General features: G+C 44.6%; 16 protein-coding genes. 10 read left to right on the top strand and 6 right to left on the bottom strand.

The window, feature by feature from the left end:
• The first annotated feature begins 9 nt into the window (after positions 1-9).
• Positions 10-1,449: an EF-hand domain-containing protein gene (locus ACLWBB_RS09450; protein WP_413291385.1), complete on the top strand. Its 1,440-nt coding sequence runs from the start codon at positions 10-12 to the stop codon at positions 1,447-1,449.
• A 3-nt stretch (positions 1,450-1,452) separates the two neighbouring features.
• Here ACLWBB_RS09450 and ACLWBB_RS09455 read toward each other — a convergent pair whose 3' ends face one another.
• The 3 genes from ACLWBB_RS09455 to ACLWBB_RS09465 form a co-directional block, all read right to left on the bottom strand.
• The gene (locus tag ACLWBB_RS09455; RefSeq protein ID WP_413291386.1) at positions 1,453-2,607 is read right to left on the bottom strand and encodes a hypothetical protein; all 1,155 of its coding nucleotides are present in this window, start codon (positions 2,605-2,607) and stop codon (positions 1,453-1,455) included.
• A gap of 110 nt (positions 2,608-2,717) precedes the next feature.
• The gene (locus ACLWBB_RS09460; RefSeq protein ID WP_413291387.1) at positions 2,718-3,191 is read right to left on the bottom strand and encodes a hypothetical protein; all 474 of its coding nucleotides are present in this window, start codon (positions 3,189-3,191) and stop codon (positions 2,718-2,720) included.
• A 119-nt stretch (positions 3,192-3,310) separates the two neighbouring features.
• Complete coding sequence (locus ACLWBB_RS09465) at positions 3,311-4,510, bottom strand: hypothetical protein (RefSeq protein WP_413291388.1); 1,200 nt, start codon at positions 4,508-4,510, stop codon at positions 3,311-3,313.
• Positions 4,511-4,668: 158 nt separating this feature from the next.
• On the opposite strand from ACLWBB_RS09465, the gene ACLWBB_RS09470 reads away from it, so the two are divergent.
• Positions 4,669-6,285 (top strand): oleate hydratase, encoded by a 1,617-nt coding sequence (locus ACLWBB_RS09470; RefSeq protein ID WP_413291390.1) that lies wholly within the window; start codon positions 4,669-4,671, stop codon positions 6,283-6,285.
• Here ACLWBB_RS09470 and ACLWBB_RS09475 read toward each other — a convergent pair.
• Complete coding sequence (locus ACLWBB_RS09475; protein ID WP_413291392.1) at positions 6,282-7,139, bottom strand: S1 RNA-binding domain-containing protein; 858 nt, start codon at positions 7,137-7,139, stop codon at positions 6,282-6,284. The two genes, ACLWBB_RS09470 and ACLWBB_RS09475, sit on opposite strands and share 4 nt — an antisense overlap.
• Before the next feature lie 2 nt (positions 7,140-7,141).
• Positions 7,142-8,197 carry a spermidine/putrescine ABC transporter substrate-binding protein gene (locus ACLWBB_RS09480; RefSeq protein ID WP_413291394.1) on the bottom strand — a complete coding sequence of 352 codons (1,056 nt, stop codon included), beginning with the start codon at positions 8,195-8,197 and terminating at the stop codon, positions 7,142-7,144.
• Between the two features lie 63 nt (positions 8,198-8,260).
• Between ACLWBB_RS09480 and ACLWBB_RS09485 the strand changes: the two genes are divergently transcribed.
• The 6 genes from ACLWBB_RS09485 (at position 8,261) to ACLWBB_RS09510 (ending at position 13,118) form a co-directional block, all read left to right on the top strand.
• Positions 8,261-9,049 carry an ABC transporter ATP-binding protein gene (locus ACLWBB_RS09485; RefSeq protein WP_413291395.1) on the top strand — a complete coding sequence of 263 codons (789 nt, stop codon included), beginning with the start codon at positions 8,261-8,263 and terminating at the stop codon, positions 9,047-9,049.
• Positions 9,046-9,879 (top strand): ABC transporter permease, encoded by an 834-nt coding sequence (locus ACLWBB_RS09490; protein ID WP_413291396.1) that lies wholly within the window; start codon positions 9,046-9,048, stop codon positions 9,877-9,879. The genes ACLWBB_RS09485 and ACLWBB_RS09490 overlap by 4 nt, the downstream gene beginning before the upstream one ends.
• Positions 9,869-10,696: an ABC transporter permease gene (locus ACLWBB_RS09495; RefSeq protein WP_413291397.1), complete on the top strand. Its 828-nt coding sequence runs from the start codon at positions 9,869-9,871 to the stop codon at positions 10,694-10,696. Before ACLWBB_RS09490 ends, ACLWBB_RS09495 begins: the two co-directional genes overlap by 11 nt.
• Before the next feature lie 16 nt (positions 10,697-10,712).
• Complete coding sequence (locus ACLWBB_RS09500; RefSeq protein ID WP_413291398.1) at positions 10,713-11,768, top strand: NUDIX domain-containing protein; 1,056 nt, start codon at positions 10,713-10,715, stop codon at positions 11,766-11,768.
• Positions 11,769-11,915: 147 nt separating this feature from the next.
• A complete protein-coding gene (locus ACLWBB_RS09505) occupies positions 11,916-12,710 on the top strand; it encodes a class I SAM-dependent methyltransferase (RefSeq protein ID WP_413291399.1) in 795 nt (264 codons plus the stop codon).
• Between the two features lie 129 nt (positions 12,711-12,839).
• Positions 12,840-13,118, top strand: coding sequence for a hypothetical protein (locus ACLWBB_RS09510; RefSeq protein ID WP_413291400.1), 279 nt, complete (start codon positions 12,840-12,842; stop codon positions 13,116-13,118).
• Positions 13,119-13,132: 14 nt separating this feature from the next.
• Here ACLWBB_RS09510 and ACLWBB_RS09515 read toward each other — a convergent pair whose 3' ends face one another.
• Entirely contained in the window at positions 13,133-13,585 is a 453-nt protein-coding gene (locus ACLWBB_RS09515) for a hypothetical protein (protein WP_413291401.1), read from the bottom strand.
• Positions 13,586-13,776: 191 nt separating this feature from the next.
• Between ACLWBB_RS09515 and ACLWBB_RS09520 the strand changes: the two genes are divergently transcribed.
• Both ACLWBB_RS09520 and ACLWBB_RS09525 read left to right on the top strand, forming a co-directional pair.
• Positions 13,777-14,661, top strand: coding sequence for a pirin family protein (locus ACLWBB_RS09520; protein ID WP_413291402.1), 885 nt, complete (start codon positions 13,777-13,779; stop codon positions 14,659-14,661).
• 140 nt (positions 14,662-14,801) lie between these two features.
• The gene (locus ACLWBB_RS09525; protein WP_413291403.1) at positions 14,802-16,085 is read left to right on the top strand and encodes a hypothetical protein; all 1,284 of its coding nucleotides are present in this window, start codon (positions 14,802-14,804) and stop codon (positions 16,083-16,085) included.
• Positions 16,086-16,152: the final 67 nt, after the last annotated feature.

Raw genomic sequence — 16,152 nt, forward strand, 5'->3', positions numbered from 1 at the left:
GGAGGCAGCATGAAAACTTTAAGCATATTGATACTTCTACTTAGCTTCGATGCTTTGGCACAAAGTCAGGCTACTTCTCCGAATGTAACTAAGAAAGCAACTGCGGCACCGATGTCAGTCAACACGGGCGCTGCGAACAGTGCTAACTTTCAGTCGGTCGTCTTTGCTGGTCAAGCAGGACGCGGTTCTACTGGACGAGTCAACTTCGTTGTTAAAAACACTTGCTTTGGTACAAACTTAAGAAGCGTGCAGAATCCACTTTCACCTCTAGGAACTATCCAGATGATCGTGTCCGTAAGGGACATTAACGGCGCTGTGCAATCTTATTGGGTAAAATATCCGGCATCTTCGGTGACGGCCGCGGGTTCTGGCCAAGCGATGGAGTTAGATCCAGCCAGTGTATCTAGCAATAGTGATGTATATGGAGCTTTGGTAGGAAATGTTCTTCGATTCCAAACCCCACTCACGACAGTTGCAAACGTCGATGGTCAGGGGTCGATGAAATACTCGCGCTCCGGAACTATTATTGGTCTGGGGCTTGGTCAAGAGTTTAGAGCTGTTCCTCCTGAGACTCAGCCTAAATTCCCAATCTATGGACCGTTCTCAAATAAACTTTGTACAAATTGCGGTTCTGCTTCAGGGGCTGAAAACTATTTAAAAAGAGCTCTTCCATTTAAAAACAAGCAAGAAGGAAATAGTTTTTTCGTGGCATATCCGCTTGAAGTTACAGCAGTGAATGACCTCATCGAATACAATGCTGCTTATCAAAACTGGTATAACTGGTTTTTGCCAGCAATGCTTACACTGAGAGCGAAGGGAGCCTATCCAGGTCCTTATATGGGCTTGCCAGGTCCGTTATCAGCGCACTTAAATTTGTTCAATTCAAAGGATGGTAAAACCCTCGAGATCAATGCCGCTTTCCCAGGGCAAGAAGGGTATTGCGGTGGTTATCACTCACCGTTGATGGTGTTCTTCGATAATAAACGTCCGAAGTTCACGGCAACAGTTGCATTTCCGATCAACCCAGCTGGCAAAACAATGTGGCCAGAGGCTGGCTCGGCAGGAGCCTTCATCGCTTATGATCGTGCGGGCGATGGGCTTATTACGCGTGACGATGAGATTTTCGGAAATTCTGAAAAACATAAAAACGGCTTCGAAGCACTTCGTCCTTTTGATACCAATAAGGACAACATGATTGATGCTCAAGATAAAGAGTACGATAAACTTCTTTTATGGCATGACAAAAACGGCGATGGATTCACTCAGCCAGGAGAACTCTCTCCGCTGAAGGACAAAATCAAGTCCGTGTCTTTGAAGTATAATAATAAAGAGACCACAAGTTTCGGTTCGCGCGCAGAAGTGCGTGAGCGATCGACCTTCGTTTTCTATGATGAAGGCAAAGAGAAAACAGGCGATGTCCTGGACATCTGGTTCTCTCCAGTAAAATAAATCTTAATTACAAAGGGCGTTTTTGGCAGGGGTGAAGTTATAAATCAGCACTCCTCCGTCTTTGAGTAGACCTTCTTTGAGTTCATCCAAATACGGAGGCTGAGGCCCCATTGTAATTGGCTTATTGCCGTACTTGCGTAAAACGACTTCACCTGCAACTCCGAGACAGCCCGCTGTATAGTCGTAAGGGTCCCAGCCGTGAAGTAAAATACCACGACCATGAATGTCTTTATTTCCGGGTTCTAAGCCGACAAGTTCAATTCCGTCTGGGATTTTTGGTTTCCCTGGACGAGGAGGGTCATAGCGCTTTGTAAGGATGGCCCCATTCGGAGTTCTCGAAGTTTCTTTGCCGGCGCCAAATCCACCTTCTCCGCGGGAAACAGGAATTGGATTTTTGCTCAAAACTTTTGCTGGCGTGCCGTCGGCATTTAAGAACCACATTTTTCCAGTAGCTTGTCCATCAGCGAAATCATTAAATATAATAACGTCTTTTTTTATTTTGTCGTTATGTTTGCGATAAGCATCAAGTGCTTGTTCAACTCCGCACTGAAATTTTTTGTCTGTTGGTAGGGAAACATTGGGATCACAGTCCGGACTTAGTTTCCCATTGGCAGAAGCGAGTTTATTTCCCTTACCAATAAGATCATTCATCTTGCCAACCACATCTTTATCCGTAGGCTTATCTGGAGTGCTGGACTTAAACCAGTTAAATGGATTCAGCATGCTAAAGAAACGTCCGATGAAATCAAAAAATCCTGATTTGTAAACGGGAACATCATTGCCAAGAGTACAATTTGTCGAACCACCGACGGCTTGGCAGTTAGCACCACTCGAAGTAAGAGCTGACTTTTGCACCATCAACTTTCCCTGTGTTGCAAGAGATGAAAAATCAGCGGCGTCATTATCATCAAGACCAGTAGTTTGGACGGACTTTACATTGTATAGATTTGAGCTTTTCATCGTGTAGAAGTTAGAACCTGCCGGAACGTATTCAGGAACGATAAAAGTTTTTGTAGAGTCTGCGGGTTCAAGAATCAGCTTCGAGTTCTTCGGCAGAGTTCCGAAGGGCTGCATTGAAATACTGTTATTGGTAATTTCGTCGTCCGCAAATGACAACGAAGACAGTGATAGTACTAGTAAGGCCGCAAAAACTCTCATATTTTCAATTTAAAAGAAAACAGAGGGAAATTTAAGGCCAGTTTCTAAAGGTCCCCAGCGCTTGGTCTGGTCTATGGAGATAAGCTTGTTTCAGATCGTTCCCAAAAAATTTATGGGCGGAAGATTTTTGCAAGGCTCTCGTTGTCATCAGGTGAGCGCCCAGCTAAATCGCTCATGGCGTCTTTAAGAAGAAGGTGATCCATGACGAAGGATTTAGAGTTAAATAAAACCCCGCCGATGCTAGAGCGTCCCTTTGTAGGCCAAAAGGTCGGGTAGCAAGAAAGCTGATCGGATACGGCTGTGATGAATTGGCCCACTGTGATTTTTTCTAGATCGCGGTATACGATCTGGTTGGCTTTACCCGAAGGGTTTGTCACAAAGAGGCTTTCGATATCGCTAATTTGTTCGTCTGAAAGCTGTGCGCAGTAAAGGCGACCGCCTTTGAGTGCGCGTTCGGTGTTTATTTTCTCGAGGCGGTCGTTCACGCTTTGAACAAAGCGGTTCATGAATTGCGGAGCCGTAGGAGTGGCTGCCAGCGCTTGCGTCCCCATGACGATGCTTAATATCCCTAAAAGTGTTCTCATACCCCGATCCTTGTGAGTCCCTCTGCCGGAATATCTACAAAGATCACGCCAGCTTATAGGCGATTTAGGACGGGGGACAGAGCTTCCCCCAATGAAAAATTACATAAAAGTGTCGAGATTTAGAACAGAGGCGAAAGCTTGTAGATCGCAGAGCCCCACTCTTGATTCGAATCTGACGAGACTAGCAAAGTGTGGAAAGTGATCTCATTTTTATCGTTGATATTCACGCCGCCAGCGAAGGCAGGATAGACGGTATCAGACCAAATGCGGGCTTTGCCAAGATCGCTCGGGATTTCATCGTTCTCTCCCAAAAGGCGCACGACCCGTGTGCGATCCGCCAAATAAATTCCACGTTGGCCCTTGCTGCTTTTCGCACGGAATAGGGCGACACCTTGGCTGTTTACTTTCGCGCTGAATAGTTCCAGTTCGCCGATATCGTTATGACCCTCACCAGTCAGAATGCTGTGTTGGCCGTTCTCATCAAGTACAAGAACCTTTTTTCCGTTTGCAAGAATGGCAACAAAAGCGACAAGTCCATTTTCAGACAAAGAAACAGAATTCAAGAATCCTGTATAAGGAGATTTAGGATCTGTTTTTTGATCACAAGCTACGATTCGGAAGTTACCATCGGCATTTAATAGAATAATTTGGTCCGGGAATTGAGAATCCCAGTCTTTCTTATTACCAACACGAATTTTAAAGGCTAATTGCAGTTGATTGTTAATTGCTGGTCCAAAGAGATAGCTTGGTTTAAAACCTAAACCGTCTTCGCCCTCGACAACAAGGGCTGCAAGCTTTTGAGAGAAATGAAAGTAACTGTGATCTTCACTTTTGTGTGTACCACGGAAAACGATGTCGCCATTATTAAGAATGGTAGGATACACATGAGCAATGAGATCTGTGTTTGTGTTGGTCACCACATGCTGAGTAGAGCCAGTTTTAGAGTCATAGACAAAGATGCCATCGCTCGCACCTTCTTCAGCGACAGAAAAAGCCGCTTGTCCCAAGTCATTCAACGAAGGATCTGAAATAAGTTTTTCTTCAGGAGCTTGATAAACGATTTTGCCGGCATTTTGATTGGCTGTTTTAATCCACAAGCCTTGAGTGTTTTTTCCCTCAATAGCCATCAACTTAAAAGCAACTTCGCCTTTATTGTTAATTGCCGGAGTTGCATTGCTTAAAAAAGTCATTGGCGGTAAGTTATAGTTGCTATGGCCATTGGCGCGGACCAAAATCTCTGGTTTTCCGTAAGAAGGAATTAAGGCGAAGGCTGAGTGCGCCAACATCAGAAGTGTGCTAAGTAAAATAATCTGTCTCATGAAGTTTCCTTTTTTTGTAAGGCTACAATCCTTCTTGAATACAGAAATTTCAACATCTCTCGAATAAATTCTCAATCCGTTTTCGTTTTCAATCGTCTTTTCTTCACTTTACCCCTTCTTGTGCGGCCCGTAGGATTTTAGAACATCAAGGAGGCCCCATGGCGGAGCAAAAGGCATATCTTGTCGGGAGCGGGATTGCGTCATTAGCAAGCGCAGCTTACCTTTTGCGAGAGGGTGGTTTTAAAGGGGAAAACATTTTCATCCTTGAGGAAATGGAAACCACTGGCGGAAGTCTGGACGGCGGCGGCGATCCAGATAAAGGGTATATCATGAGGGGCGGGCGAATGCTCAACTTCTCTTATGTTTGTACTTATGAACTTTTGTCTTTCATTCCATCGCTGCAAGATCCTGACAAAACCGTTTTAGATGAAATTCAAGAGTTTAATAGTAGGGTAAAAACCCATTCCCATTGCCGCTTGGTTCTTGATGGACAAAATGCGGATGCCTCATCGATGGGATTTTCTTACAAAGACCGCTTTGATATTTTAGAAATGATGATGAAGTCTGAAGACAGTCTGGGAACTCGCAGAATCGAAGACTGTTTTGAGAAAGATTTCTTTGAAACAAATTTTTGGTACATGTGGGCCTCGATGTTTGCATTTCAACCTTGGCATAGCGCCATCGAATTTAAACGCTATCTTCATCGGTTCATTCATGAGTTTCCGCGCATTAATACTTTGGAAGGAGTGGATCGAACTCCTTACAATCAGTACGAATCTATTGTATTGCCGATTGTTCAGTGGCTGAAAAACCACGGTGTTCATTTTGTAATGGATACCGAGGTTTATGATTTGTCATTTCAAGAACAGGGCAAGTTAAAGTATGTAAGTCATATTCATTATCGACGTGGCGAAGACACTAATGCGATCACTGTTGAAGGTGATGATTTGGTTTTTGTGACGAATGGGTCGATGACGGCGGGCTCAAGTTTAGGATCTATGAAGAGTGCGCCACTTCTGAAAAACAAAAAAGAGGACGGAGCATGGGCTCTCTGGGAAAGTATCGCGGTCAACAGGCCAGAGTTAGGCAGGCCTGAAAACTTTGACAACCGTATCGACGAATCTAAGTGGTTGTCATTTACATGCACATTGAAAGACCCGTTGTTTTTCAGCCTGATGGAAAAATTCACGGGAAATGTTGCTGGGACCGGAGGTCTGGTCACCATTATGGATTCAAATTGGCTAATGTCCGTGGTTTTAGCTCATCAGCCACATTTTTTAAATCAACCCCCTGATGTTCAAGTTTTTTGGGGATATGGTCTGTTTATAGATAATCCAGGAAACTATGTCGCGAAAAAAATGTACGAGTGTACCGGTCAAGAAATTTTAGAAGAATTGTGTTTTCATTTGGGTTTAATGGAAGAACTTCCTGAAATCCAAAAAACGGCGAACTGTATTCCTTGCATGATGCCTTTTATCACAAGCCAGTTCTTAACTCGTGCGCCCGGAGATCGTCCTGATGTCGTGCCAGAGAACTATGCAAATCTCGCCTTCGTAAGTCAGTTTTGCGAGATCCCTGATGATGTGGTCTTTACCGTTGAGTACTCGGTGCGAGCAGCACAAACAGCAGTGTATAAACTTTTACATCTCGAGAAAACGCCACCACCAGTTTATAGCGGTGAAAGCGATTTCAAAGTTTTATTTAATTCACTTCGCACTATGTTCCGTACAGAAGAAAGAGGACCGGCGAAGGAAGAACATCGTCCCAGTCACTAGTTTTTCGTGGCTTTTGCAGGATTAAGGCGAATGCCGTCGTCGGTGATTGTAATCAGACGTTTTTTGTAAAGGCCGCCTAAGGCGATTTTGTATTTCTTTTTGCTGGCACCAAAAAGTTCATAAATTTTTTCAGCCGAAGTTTTATCATTGATGGCAAGAAATCCGCCATCCGCTTTTTGTAGCATTTCTAAAATTCTCGTTGCAATCTCATCACCGCCTTGGTGGCCGGTTTTGTAGAGACGCAGGTCAATCTTTCCGTCGCTTGGGCGAATTTCTTTAATAAAACCCTGAGTCTTCTGACCATATTTCAATGGTTGGAAAACTTCATTCGTATAGATCATGCCCCAATGTTGATTATTGATCAGAGCTTTATATCCGAGATCGGTTTTATCCACGATCAACAAGTCAACGCTTTGGCCAGCTTCGTATTCAGCGGGCTCTTTATTAACTTTGCGATCAAGTCTCATGGAAGACGCGATACGATTTGTATTATCTAAATACAGATACACAATCACGGTATCGCCAACGCGTAAATGGCCGTTTTGCTCAGCAAAGGGCAGAAACAAATCTTTAGGAAGGCCCCAATCCAAAAAAGCGCCGACAGAGCTTGTGCCGACCACTTTCAAAGTCGCGATATCGCCAACCTGAGCTTTTGGAGTTTCGGTGGTAGCGATCAGGCGATCTTCAGAGTCATAGCATAGAAACACTTCAACAAAGTCTCCGACTTGGCAGTTTTCTGGCACGTACTTGCGTGGCAGAAGAATCTCTCCGCTTTCTTCGTCGCCATCGAGATAGACGCCGAAGTCGACATGTTTAAGAACTTGAAGCTTATTGAAGTTTCCGATTTTGATCATAGCTATTTTGTTTTTACTTCCGTCCAAATGTCATCAAAGCTTTTGCTAGACTCGCCAAGGTCCTGAATGTGCTCAAGCTTCTTAAAGCTTTCTGGAGTCATAAACAGCACCGGATTCTCTTGGATCTCTTTTGGAAGCTTGGCTTTAATGTTTTTGTGAATCGGACCACCCATAATAGTCTTGATCTTAGCGATCTCAGCCTCTTCGCTGAGTAGGAAGTTAATAAGTTTATGGGCTTCGTCGATATGCTTGGCGCCTTTAACGATGACGAAGTTATCGATTGCATAGGTACCGCCTTCTTCAGGCAAAATAAATGCGATGCTACCACCGGTTTGTACTCCGGCTTGTAAAGCGTCTGATGAGTAGGCTTGTGCAGCCACGACCTCTTTGTTTTTAAGAATGTCGATTGTATCTGACGTAAACATCTTGATGTCTTTTTTTGCAGCCAGAAGAACCTCTTTGGCTTTAACGAGCTCTGCTTCCTTAGTGCTATTTATACTCGCGCCTTGAATTTTAAGAGCAGCTCCAACGGCTTCGCGCGAATCATCCATCAAGGCGAATTTGCCTTTAAGCTCTTTATTGGCCAAAAGATCCTTCCAAGACTTCATTTTGCCTTTGTAGAGGTCTTTGTTGTAGGCAATCCCGGTGCTGGTCCATGTGTAGGGCATAGAGTATTTATTCTCGGGATCGTAGCTTTGATTGAGGAATTCAGCGGCGATCAAGCTCTTGTTGGTCAACTGGCTGCTGTTCAGTGACTCTAGCAAATTCATTTTGATCATGATTTGCACCATGTAGTCAGACGGAACAGCGACATCGATCCCGGAAGATCCCATTTGTACTTTTGCCAGAAGCTCTTCGTTCGAAGAGTAGTTCGAAACATTGATTTTGATTCCTGTTTCTTTTTCGAACTTCTCTTGAATTTCGGGCGAGAGGTAGTTGCCCCAGATAGAGAGGTTAAGCTCTTTCTTTGTAGGAGCCTCGTTCTTTTTGGTGCAAGCACCGAGCAGGCCACAGGTCGTGATTAGGCATGACAACAAAATAAGCAATGTTCTCGACATTTTTAAAATTCCTTCTTAAGGTTTAAGTACATGCTAGAGATTGTGAATATCGGGAAAAGTTTTTTGAGTCAAACAGCCTTAAAGGGTGTGAGTCTTCGTATTGCGGAGGGTGAGTTTTTCTCGCTGCTGGGTCCCAGCGGTTGTGGCAAAACAACTCTGCTCAGAATTCTTGCAGGTCTTGAAGACGCCACTCAGGGGCAAATCCTTCTAGATGGTAAGCGGGTCGACACCATTCCAGCGATGCGTAGGCCATTTAACATGGTTTTTCAGCGGTACGCACTTTTTCCGCACATGACGGTCGAGCAGAATATCGCTTATGGACTGAAGCTTAAAAAAGTGGCTGTCGATGAAATTCACGCGCGAGTGACGAAGGTTCTTGGTCTTGTTGACATGGCGTCCTTCGCAAAGCGTCGACCAGAGACTCTTTCTGGGGGGCAAGCACAGCGTGTAGCGATTGCCAGAGCTCTTGTAAATGAACCGCGAGTACTTTTGCTCGATGAGCCTTTGTCAGCTCTCGATCAAAAACTACGCGAACATATGCGCAAAGAACTTAGAGATCTACAAAAGCAGCTTAAATTGACATTTGTCTACGTCACTCATGATCAGGAAGAGGCTTTTGCGCTTTCAGATCGTATCGGCATCATGGATCGTGGTGATCTAAAATTTGTCGGCACCCCTCATGAGGTTTTTAGCAGTTCCGGCAACTCCTTTGTTGCCGAGTTTATTGGGACTCAAACTTACCTTCCCGGAGAGCTCATCGAGAATAAAAACGAGCTAGTCACGGTTCGGCTTGGTGACGGCGGGATTGTGAAGGGGCGCTATATCCGTCAAAGCAATGGTGAGAATCGATGAAGCGCCGGACCTTAGCAGTTCCGACATTGATTTGGTTTCTGACTTTTGTTTTTGTTCCCTTGTTGATCGTCTTTGCAGTCAGCCTGGCAGCTCGTGAAACCTATGGGGGCTTTCGCTGGAGCTTTGTTTTTGAGAACTATCAAAAAAGTCTGTATGACACTTACTTGAAAATCCTTCTTTCGAGTGTATGGTTGGCCTCTATAACCACGCTTGGTTGTGCTATGCTCGGTACATTAATGGCCTGGGCAATGGCCACTGCAAAGCCCTCGATGAGATATTTTTATGTCTGCGCAGTGGCGTTACCATTTTTGACAAATTTAATCATTCGTGTGTATGCGATTCGTTTGTTTGTAGGGTATGAAGGCCCTTTGCAGAGTCTTTTATCGAGTTTAGGTTTTGTTTTCGATCCATATTCGTTTTCGCAAAATCAGTTCTTAGTTTTCTATGGAATGATTACGACCTATTTGCCTTTTATGGTGTTGCCTTTGTACGGAGCCTTTGAAAAGTTCGATTTTTCTCTGATTGAAGCGGCTCAAGATTTGGGGGCAGGCCCCTGGGAGATTTTATTCTCAGTCATTTTGCCAAACCTTAAGAAAGCTCTTTTGAGCGGGTCTTTGTTGGTATTTATTCCTTGCCTTGGCGAGTACGTGATTCCGGATTTACTAGGCGGAGCCAAGAATATGCTTTTTGGAAATATGATTGCCGAAAAGTTTTTGAAATCACGTGATTGGCCAATGGGTTCGGCTTTGTCAATTATCTTGATACTTATTCTGATCTTTGTGACTTTTGTTTTTTCTCGTATCCAAAAAGGAAAGAAAAATGCGAGATGAACGTTCGCGCCCACAGGCGCCCCTTGGAGCTAGATCCATTTTGTGGATTGCTTTGGCCTTTTTATATGTGCCGATCCTTATGATGTTGGCAGGTGCCTTTGTAGACAAGGTAGAAGGCGTATCGTACTTTACGACCAAATGGTTTTCAGAAGTGATTCAGGACGAAGCTCTGATGGATGCTTTGATCAATAGTCTCATTGTGGCGTTCTCATCGAGCACTCTTGCGACACTACTTGGTAGTTTTGCGGCGATTGGCCTTTTTCGTTCGAAAGGAAAAGTACGAAAGATTTTAGAGTCCTTGTCTGTGGTCTCTTTGATTTTTCCTGAAATCGTTTTTGCACTGGCATTGCTTTCGTGGTTTTTCGTTCTGGGGCTGGGCTTGGGTTTAAAAACTGTTATTATTGCGCACGTGAGTTTTTCAATCTCCTATGTGATGATGACTGTGGCTTCAAGATTGGCTAATATGGATCGATCTTTAGAGGATGCCGCACGCGATTTAGGGGCGAGTGAGTGGACAGTTGTAAGAACCGTCCTGCTTCCTATGTCAAAACCTGCGATCTTCGGTGGATTTATTTTAAGCTTTCTTTTGTCCTTCGATGATTTTCTCATCACATATTTTGTAAATGGGGTAGGGAGTGATACTCTTCCTGTAAAACTCTACACGGCTCTAAAAATGGGTGTGAGTCCGAAACTTAATGCTCTATCGAGTCTGATGTTCCTGTTTACACTTATTTTCTTATTCTTGTTCTTTAGAACCTCCTCTTTCAGCACGCTGTTTGAATCAAACTCCGAAGAAGCTGAAGAAGAAATTGCTTAGTTGAAAGGATTTTCACATGGCGAACCCTATCCGCGTCAGCGCAAGTGCATTGATCATTCGTGATGAGAAACTCCTTTTGATTAAATTCAATGACCTGAGCGGCGTTCACTACAATCTTCCGGGCGGGGGAGTCGACGCTGGGGAATCCCTCGTCGCTGCTGTTGCTCGTGAGTGCCGTGAAGAGGCTTGTGCTGAAGTCGACGTGCGCGATTTGGTGTTAAGCTGGCAGTATGTGCCAGAGCTTGAGGATTTTAAATATGGCACTACGCAAAAGTTAGGGCTAATTTTCAAAGCGGATCTAAAACCTGGATGTGAGCCACGTCTTCCAGAAAATCCTGACAAAGCCCAAGTTGGCGTCGAATGGGTCCCGCTAAAGGAAATTAGCGAAAAGGGTACAGACTTTCCGCTTTTGCCGCAGATTCAGTCAGCTTTAGAAACGACTCTTTCTGAAAATAAGAATATTCACTTTCTTGAGCGCAGTTCTCCAATGGAGTGGTCTGAGTATTTTAAAAAATTCAAAGACAGACCTCCGCGCCCGCTATTGTTGAATTCTTTAAAGAGTATGAAGCCAAAAGAAAAAACGGCACTTGAATTGGGCTCTGGTCCTGGGCGTGATGCTCTTCATCTTTTGCAAGAGGGCTGGAAGCTTACCGTGGTGGAGCCAGAAACCAGTGGCATTGAAATGATTCAAAAAGAGTTGCCACCTCATCAAGCTGAGAACTTTTCAGTGATTGCGTCTACCTTCGAGGACCTTAAAGAGTTGCCGCAGGTTGATTTCATTTACGCAAGTTTTAGTTTGCCGTTCTGTAAGCCTGAGGCTTTTCCAAAGTTTTGGAGTCTTGTTGAAAAGTCGTTTAAGCCTGAAGCCTACTTTGCAGGCAATTTCTTTGGTCCACAAGATGAGTGGGTTCAGAGAGGCAACACTACGGGGCACTCCGAAGAGCAGGTTCGTGAGCTCTTCAAAGATTTTAATATCCTTAGTTGGCACGAAATGAACGAGCGAGGACCCACTGCGGCAGGTATCGTTAAGCACTGGCACGTCTTTACGGTCCTGGCCCAGAAGAAAAGCTAAAAAGTATATTGCTGTTTAAAGCAAAGTTTTGTACCTTGAATCTATCAATGGCTAACTAGTTTCTTATATTCATTCCGTTTCTCTTTAGATCTCTATGTAGGGATCTTTCGTCTATTTTTATTTAAATTTTTATTTTTGGAGTTAGTCATGAAAAAGAACTTTCACGAAGAGTTTTACTCGTTAGCTAAATATTACGATATCGCCTTTGATTTTAAGGACGTTCCTAAAGAATGCGATTTTATGTCCGAGAGCTTCCAGAGGTTTTCGGAAAAGAAAATCACATCCTTCATTGAATTTGCCGCAGGCCCCGCGCTGCACGGTCTTGAGTTTGCAAGAAGGGGAGTCAGGGCGGCAGCCGTCGACTTGTCCGTTGAAATGTGTGAGTACGGCAAAGCAAAAGCCTCCGCCGAAAACCTTGAGCTTGAATACCATTGTGGTGACATGGTGACCTTCGCTACCAACGAAAAGTTCGACGTTGCAGCTATTTTAATGGACTCTGTTTCTTATCTAACCACGAATGAACAGGTCACTCAGCATTTGCAAACGGTGGCAGAGCATCTCAATCCCAAAGGTCTTTACATTCTAGAGATGGGCCATCCTCGCTCAGTGTTCCAGCTGGCTGCATCGACAGTGAATGAGTGGGAAATGCAAAAAGATTCGGCGCACGTAAAAATGCGTTGGGGCTCGGATGATGATGTCTTTGATCCTCTGACGCAAATTACAGACACGTCTGTGCGTTTAGAATACCAAGACAGTGAGCGCTCGGGTGTTGTTGAAAACAAAGCGCCACAGAGATGTTTTACCGCGACTGAGTGGGAAGCGTTGGTGCAAGCATCTGGGCGTTTTAGAATTGCCGCGCGCTTCGGCGCAATGGACTCTGCGGTGAGTTTTAGTAACGATAAAAAAGCATGGCGAATGGTCGTCGTTTTACAGAAATTATAAGTATTCTCAATATGAAACCCGGGAATGTGGAAGTCCTTCCCGGGTTTTTAGCATATTTGAGATAGTGAGAAGATTCCATTTTTAGCCAAACCTTTTTTGGCAGACTGAGTTTATTAATGGAGGTAAATTATGAAACCCGCATTATTTTCAAACTCTGAAGTTCTTCAAGTTCTCTTCGAAATGGAAAAGTTCGAGCAAGGACAAAGTCCCGTTCAATGTCTACATCGTCGAGTACGGGAAGCTTCTTTCAATCTCAAGCAATCGAATCACACCTGGCCTGAACGTGTTCTATTGATTCACGAGCTAAGTCTCGTCGTGGAAAAACTCTCAAACTTCGCAAAGCTTTCGGCAAGCCAGAGTCAAAGCTACTCCTATCAAGCCCGTCGAGCTCTAAAGGGGCAGCTTTAAAAACTCTTTGATAGCTAAGGCCCCTGAATATCGCGGACGCTGAGTTCCGCTTCTTCCGGGCCATAACCCGAAGGTCGTTGCTCGAGAAAACTTACGATTTTGTCATGCTCGTGCCTGATTTCGGGAACCTTTTTGCAAATGGAATCGAAAGGGCGTGCGAATTCAGTCGTGGTTTTATCCACCATCAATTTTTTCACTTCTTCGCGAAGGTTTAAGTATTGTTCTTCCGCGAGGGGTTCTTTCTGGTAAATGGCATCATCCACTAAGACCATCAATTGGCTCATGGTTCTTAGCCATGCAAACGCCGGGTCTTGAATTAGCATCTGCAATTTGGTGCCTGCATTAAAGCATTCTCCGACTTGGAGTTCGCGTAAGCTCAATTCATAGTCCACAAGGGCCTTATGAGTTTTTGCTAAAAGGCTAGAGAGATGTTTTAAACTATCACGGTATTCTTGTTGGGCATGCATAAAAGCTCCTTCTGCTATTTTAACCGACACACATCGCTTGTTAAGTGGCGAAAGCTTGTATCTTGACGTTGTTATACACCAAATAGTGTCTTATGATTATCCAATGTATTGAAAAATGTATTTCGATTTTGCCAGCTAATGCGAAGGACTCAACCGGTGTATATTGAGTGAAGCGAAGAAAGGATATTTCTATGAAAAACCTAGTTACAACTCATACCAACAATCAACGTCATTGGGTGGGTGATGGCTTTCCTGTTCGCACGATCTTTGGTTACAACGATTTAGGTCGCAGATTGTCTCCTTTTTTGTTGATGGACTATGCGGGTCCTGCGGATTTTACTCCAGCAAATCATTTGCGTGGTGTCGGTGAACATCCTCACCGGGGATTTGAAACTGTGACAATCGTCTATTCAGGCGAGGTTACACACAGAGACTCTTCAGGTGGCGGTGGAATGATCACACCAGGGGATGTGCAGTGGATGACGGCGGGTTCAGGCTTGGTGCATGAAGAGATGCATGGCAAAGACTTCGCTGCTAAGGGCGGGAATTTTGAAATGATTCAGCTGTGGGTGAATTTGCCTGCGAAAGACAAAATGACGAAACCTCGTTATCAAGGCATTAAGAACGCACAAATACCACGCGTCGAGTTTGCGAATGGTGCAGGTTATGCGCGTATCATCGCTGGTGATTACGAGGGCTCGCAAGGCCCTGCAAAAACCTTTACGCCGATGAACCTGTGGGACGTGCGTTTAGCACAAGGTGCTGAACAGGAGTTCCGCATGCCGAAAGGTCATACAACGGCGGTCTTCGTTTTGAGTGGCAAAGTGAGTCTCGGTACTGGAGAAGAGCTGACCGAGGCTACGATTGCGATCTTGGAAAAAGATCCCGAGAATTTCACCTTGAAGGCCAGTGAAGACGCAAAGATTTTGATCCTAGGTGGTGCGCCGATTGAAGAGCCTATCGTGGGATATGGACCTTTTGTTATGAACTCTATGCAAGAGATCCAACAAGCCTTTTACGACTTCCAAGCTGGTAAAATGGGCAGCCTTGATCGTGTCGAGGGAACTGAGAGTTAGATGTTTTTTGAAAAACCCGCGAAAGCGCTGTAGAAGCGGATTTCGCGGGTTTATTTGGTCGTGAAAAAGACCAGAAAAACCTATGAAAATTTAAGTCTGACTAGGACGCGCCGAAGAACACTCTATAACAGGAGGTTCTTATGCGGGTTACTGTACATCTTCTTGTAAGTTTATTGCTGAGCATTTTTTTGATCTCATGTCAGGCTGATAAAAACTGGCCAAGCATCGACGAAAGCGGCGATGAGACCGTGACTCCTTTGCCGCCCGAGCCAGAGGACGAAAATAAGAACGGGCAAACGGACGACGGTACGACGAGTGAACCTGTCACACCACCAGTTCCAGTTGTAAGAACGCAAAAGCTTCTTTTGAACCAAGCCATGGTTCTTCGTTATGAAAAAAACGGTGTTTTGGAGTCTAAAGTAGAGCTTCCTGTTGGAACTCAGATCGAAATCCCAGATGACTATGAAGTTAAACATCTGGATTTTCGTAGTTCCAATGGCGAGATCGAGAGATCCAGCACGGGGTTTATTTATGGCGTAAAACTTATTTCAGTGGCTGTTGAATATAAGGATCAATTCTCGGCAAAAAGTATGGCTGAGATCAATGATACCGATGGTGGGCTTTATATCTTTGCCTCGATCGTCGGAAATCTAGCGGGGACTGAGGGATCTTTTGCGATTGTCACTCCGTCCTCATTAGGAAGTGGCTTTGCAAAATACTATTCTGCTGACGGAAAACCAAAAAATAAATATACGAGCAGCATCAACAAGCGTTTCAGTGCAAGACTCAATAAAGGCGTTGCTACAGATTCCATTTCTGCTTCCGCGCGAGCGAAGTGGACGAGTATTTATCAGGAGCTTCGAAAAGCAGCTAATAGAACTGTTCAGACTCCTAAGTCGTATCTAATGATGGAAAAGACTGAAGCGAACAAGTGGTCGATTAATTATGAAAAAACCGGTTTGATTTCTGCGTCGGGCGCTTGGACTATTGCGACACAGGCGACAGCTGTGCGCCATGGTTTTGCCAATGTTCCTTGTGCTGAGTTTCAATCAGAGCTTTTGCGGCAAGCATATCAACGTGCAGGTTATCGGGTGACGGATGACTTTAATAAAGCCAAAGGAAACCCGTTGATTTGGTCTCATACTGCAGCAGTAAAGAACTTTTCTATGGCGCTTTATCAGGCTGGGTGGGTTCCGTGGGATGCTAGCGTTTACAAACCGCCGATGGGAGCTTTCTTAATGAATGAGTCTGGTTTGACTCCGGGGCATACTTACATCGCGGCATCTGAAGATGGGACTATCATCGTCGATAACGGGGCCCCGCAAGGTCGTGACCTACGTAAGACGACAGAAAAAACAATCTCCATTATGTATATGACGGGGGTCTTTTTCTTGCCGCCAGGTGTGAATCCTGTGAAGTGGTAACCAAAATGGGGCCTTCGCCAGGTCCTCTAAGTGTACCAAGATGACTGCGCACGCATTTCGCCGCGAT

Origin of the sequence: Bdellovibrio sp. HCB337, from assembly GCF_047302465.1 — a bacterium.
Lineage (GTDB): Bacteria > Bdellovibrionota > Bdellovibrionia > Bdellovibrionales > Bdellovibrionaceae > JACMRP01.

Coding starts and splice junctions, on each gene's coding strand:
- ACLWBB_RS09450 (WP_413291385.1), top strand. CDS start 10: ATGAAAACTTTAAGCATATTGATACTTCTACTTAGCTTCGATGCTTTG.
- ACLWBB_RS09455 (WP_413291386.1), bottom strand. CDS start 2,607: ATGAGAGTTTTTGCGGCCTTACTAGTACTATCACTGTCTTCGTTGTCA.
- ACLWBB_RS09460 (WP_413291387.1), bottom strand. CDS start 3,191: ATGAGAACACTTTTAGGGATATTAAGCATCGTCATGGGGACGCAAGCG.
- ACLWBB_RS09465 (WP_413291388.1), bottom strand. CDS start 4,510: ATGAGACAGATTATTTTACTTAGCACACTTCTGATGTTGGCGCACTCA.
- ACLWBB_RS09470 (WP_413291390.1), top strand. CDS start 4,669: ATGGCGGAGCAAAAGGCATATCTTGTCGGGAGCGGGATTGCGTCATTA.
- ACLWBB_RS09475 (WP_413291392.1), bottom strand. CDS start 7,139: ATGATCAAAATCGGAAACTTCAATAAGCTTCAAGTTCTTAAACATGTC.
- ACLWBB_RS09480 (WP_413291394.1), bottom strand. CDS start 8,197: ATGTCGAGAACATTGCTTATTTTGTTGTCATGCCTAATCACGACCTGT.
- ACLWBB_RS09490 (WP_413291396.1), top strand. CDS start 9,046: ATGAAGCGCCGGACCTTAGCAGTTCCGACATTGATTTGGTTTCTGACT.
- ACLWBB_RS09495 (WP_413291397.1), top strand. CDS start 9,869: ATGCGAGATGAACGTTCGCGCCCACAGGCGCCCCTTGGAGCTAGATCC.
- ACLWBB_RS09500 (WP_413291398.1), top strand. CDS start 10,713: ATGGCGAACCCTATCCGCGTCAGCGCAAGTGCATTGATCATTCGTGAT.
- ACLWBB_RS09505 (WP_413291399.1), top strand. CDS start 11,916: ATGAAAAAGAACTTTCACGAAGAGTTTTACTCGTTAGCTAAATATTAC.
- ACLWBB_RS09510 (WP_413291400.1), top strand. CDS start 12,840: ATGAAACCCGCATTATTTTCAAACTCTGAAGTTCTTCAAGTTCTCTTC.
- ACLWBB_RS09515 (WP_413291401.1), bottom strand. CDS start 13,585: ATGCATGCCCAACAAGAATACCGTGATAGTTTAAAACATCTCTCTAGC.
- ACLWBB_RS09520 (WP_413291402.1), top strand. CDS start 13,777: ATGAAAAACCTAGTTACAACTCATACCAACAATCAACGTCATTGGGTG.
- ACLWBB_RS09525 (WP_413291403.1), top strand. CDS start 14,802: ATGCGGGTTACTGTACATCTTCTTGTAAGTTTATTGCTGAGCATTTTT.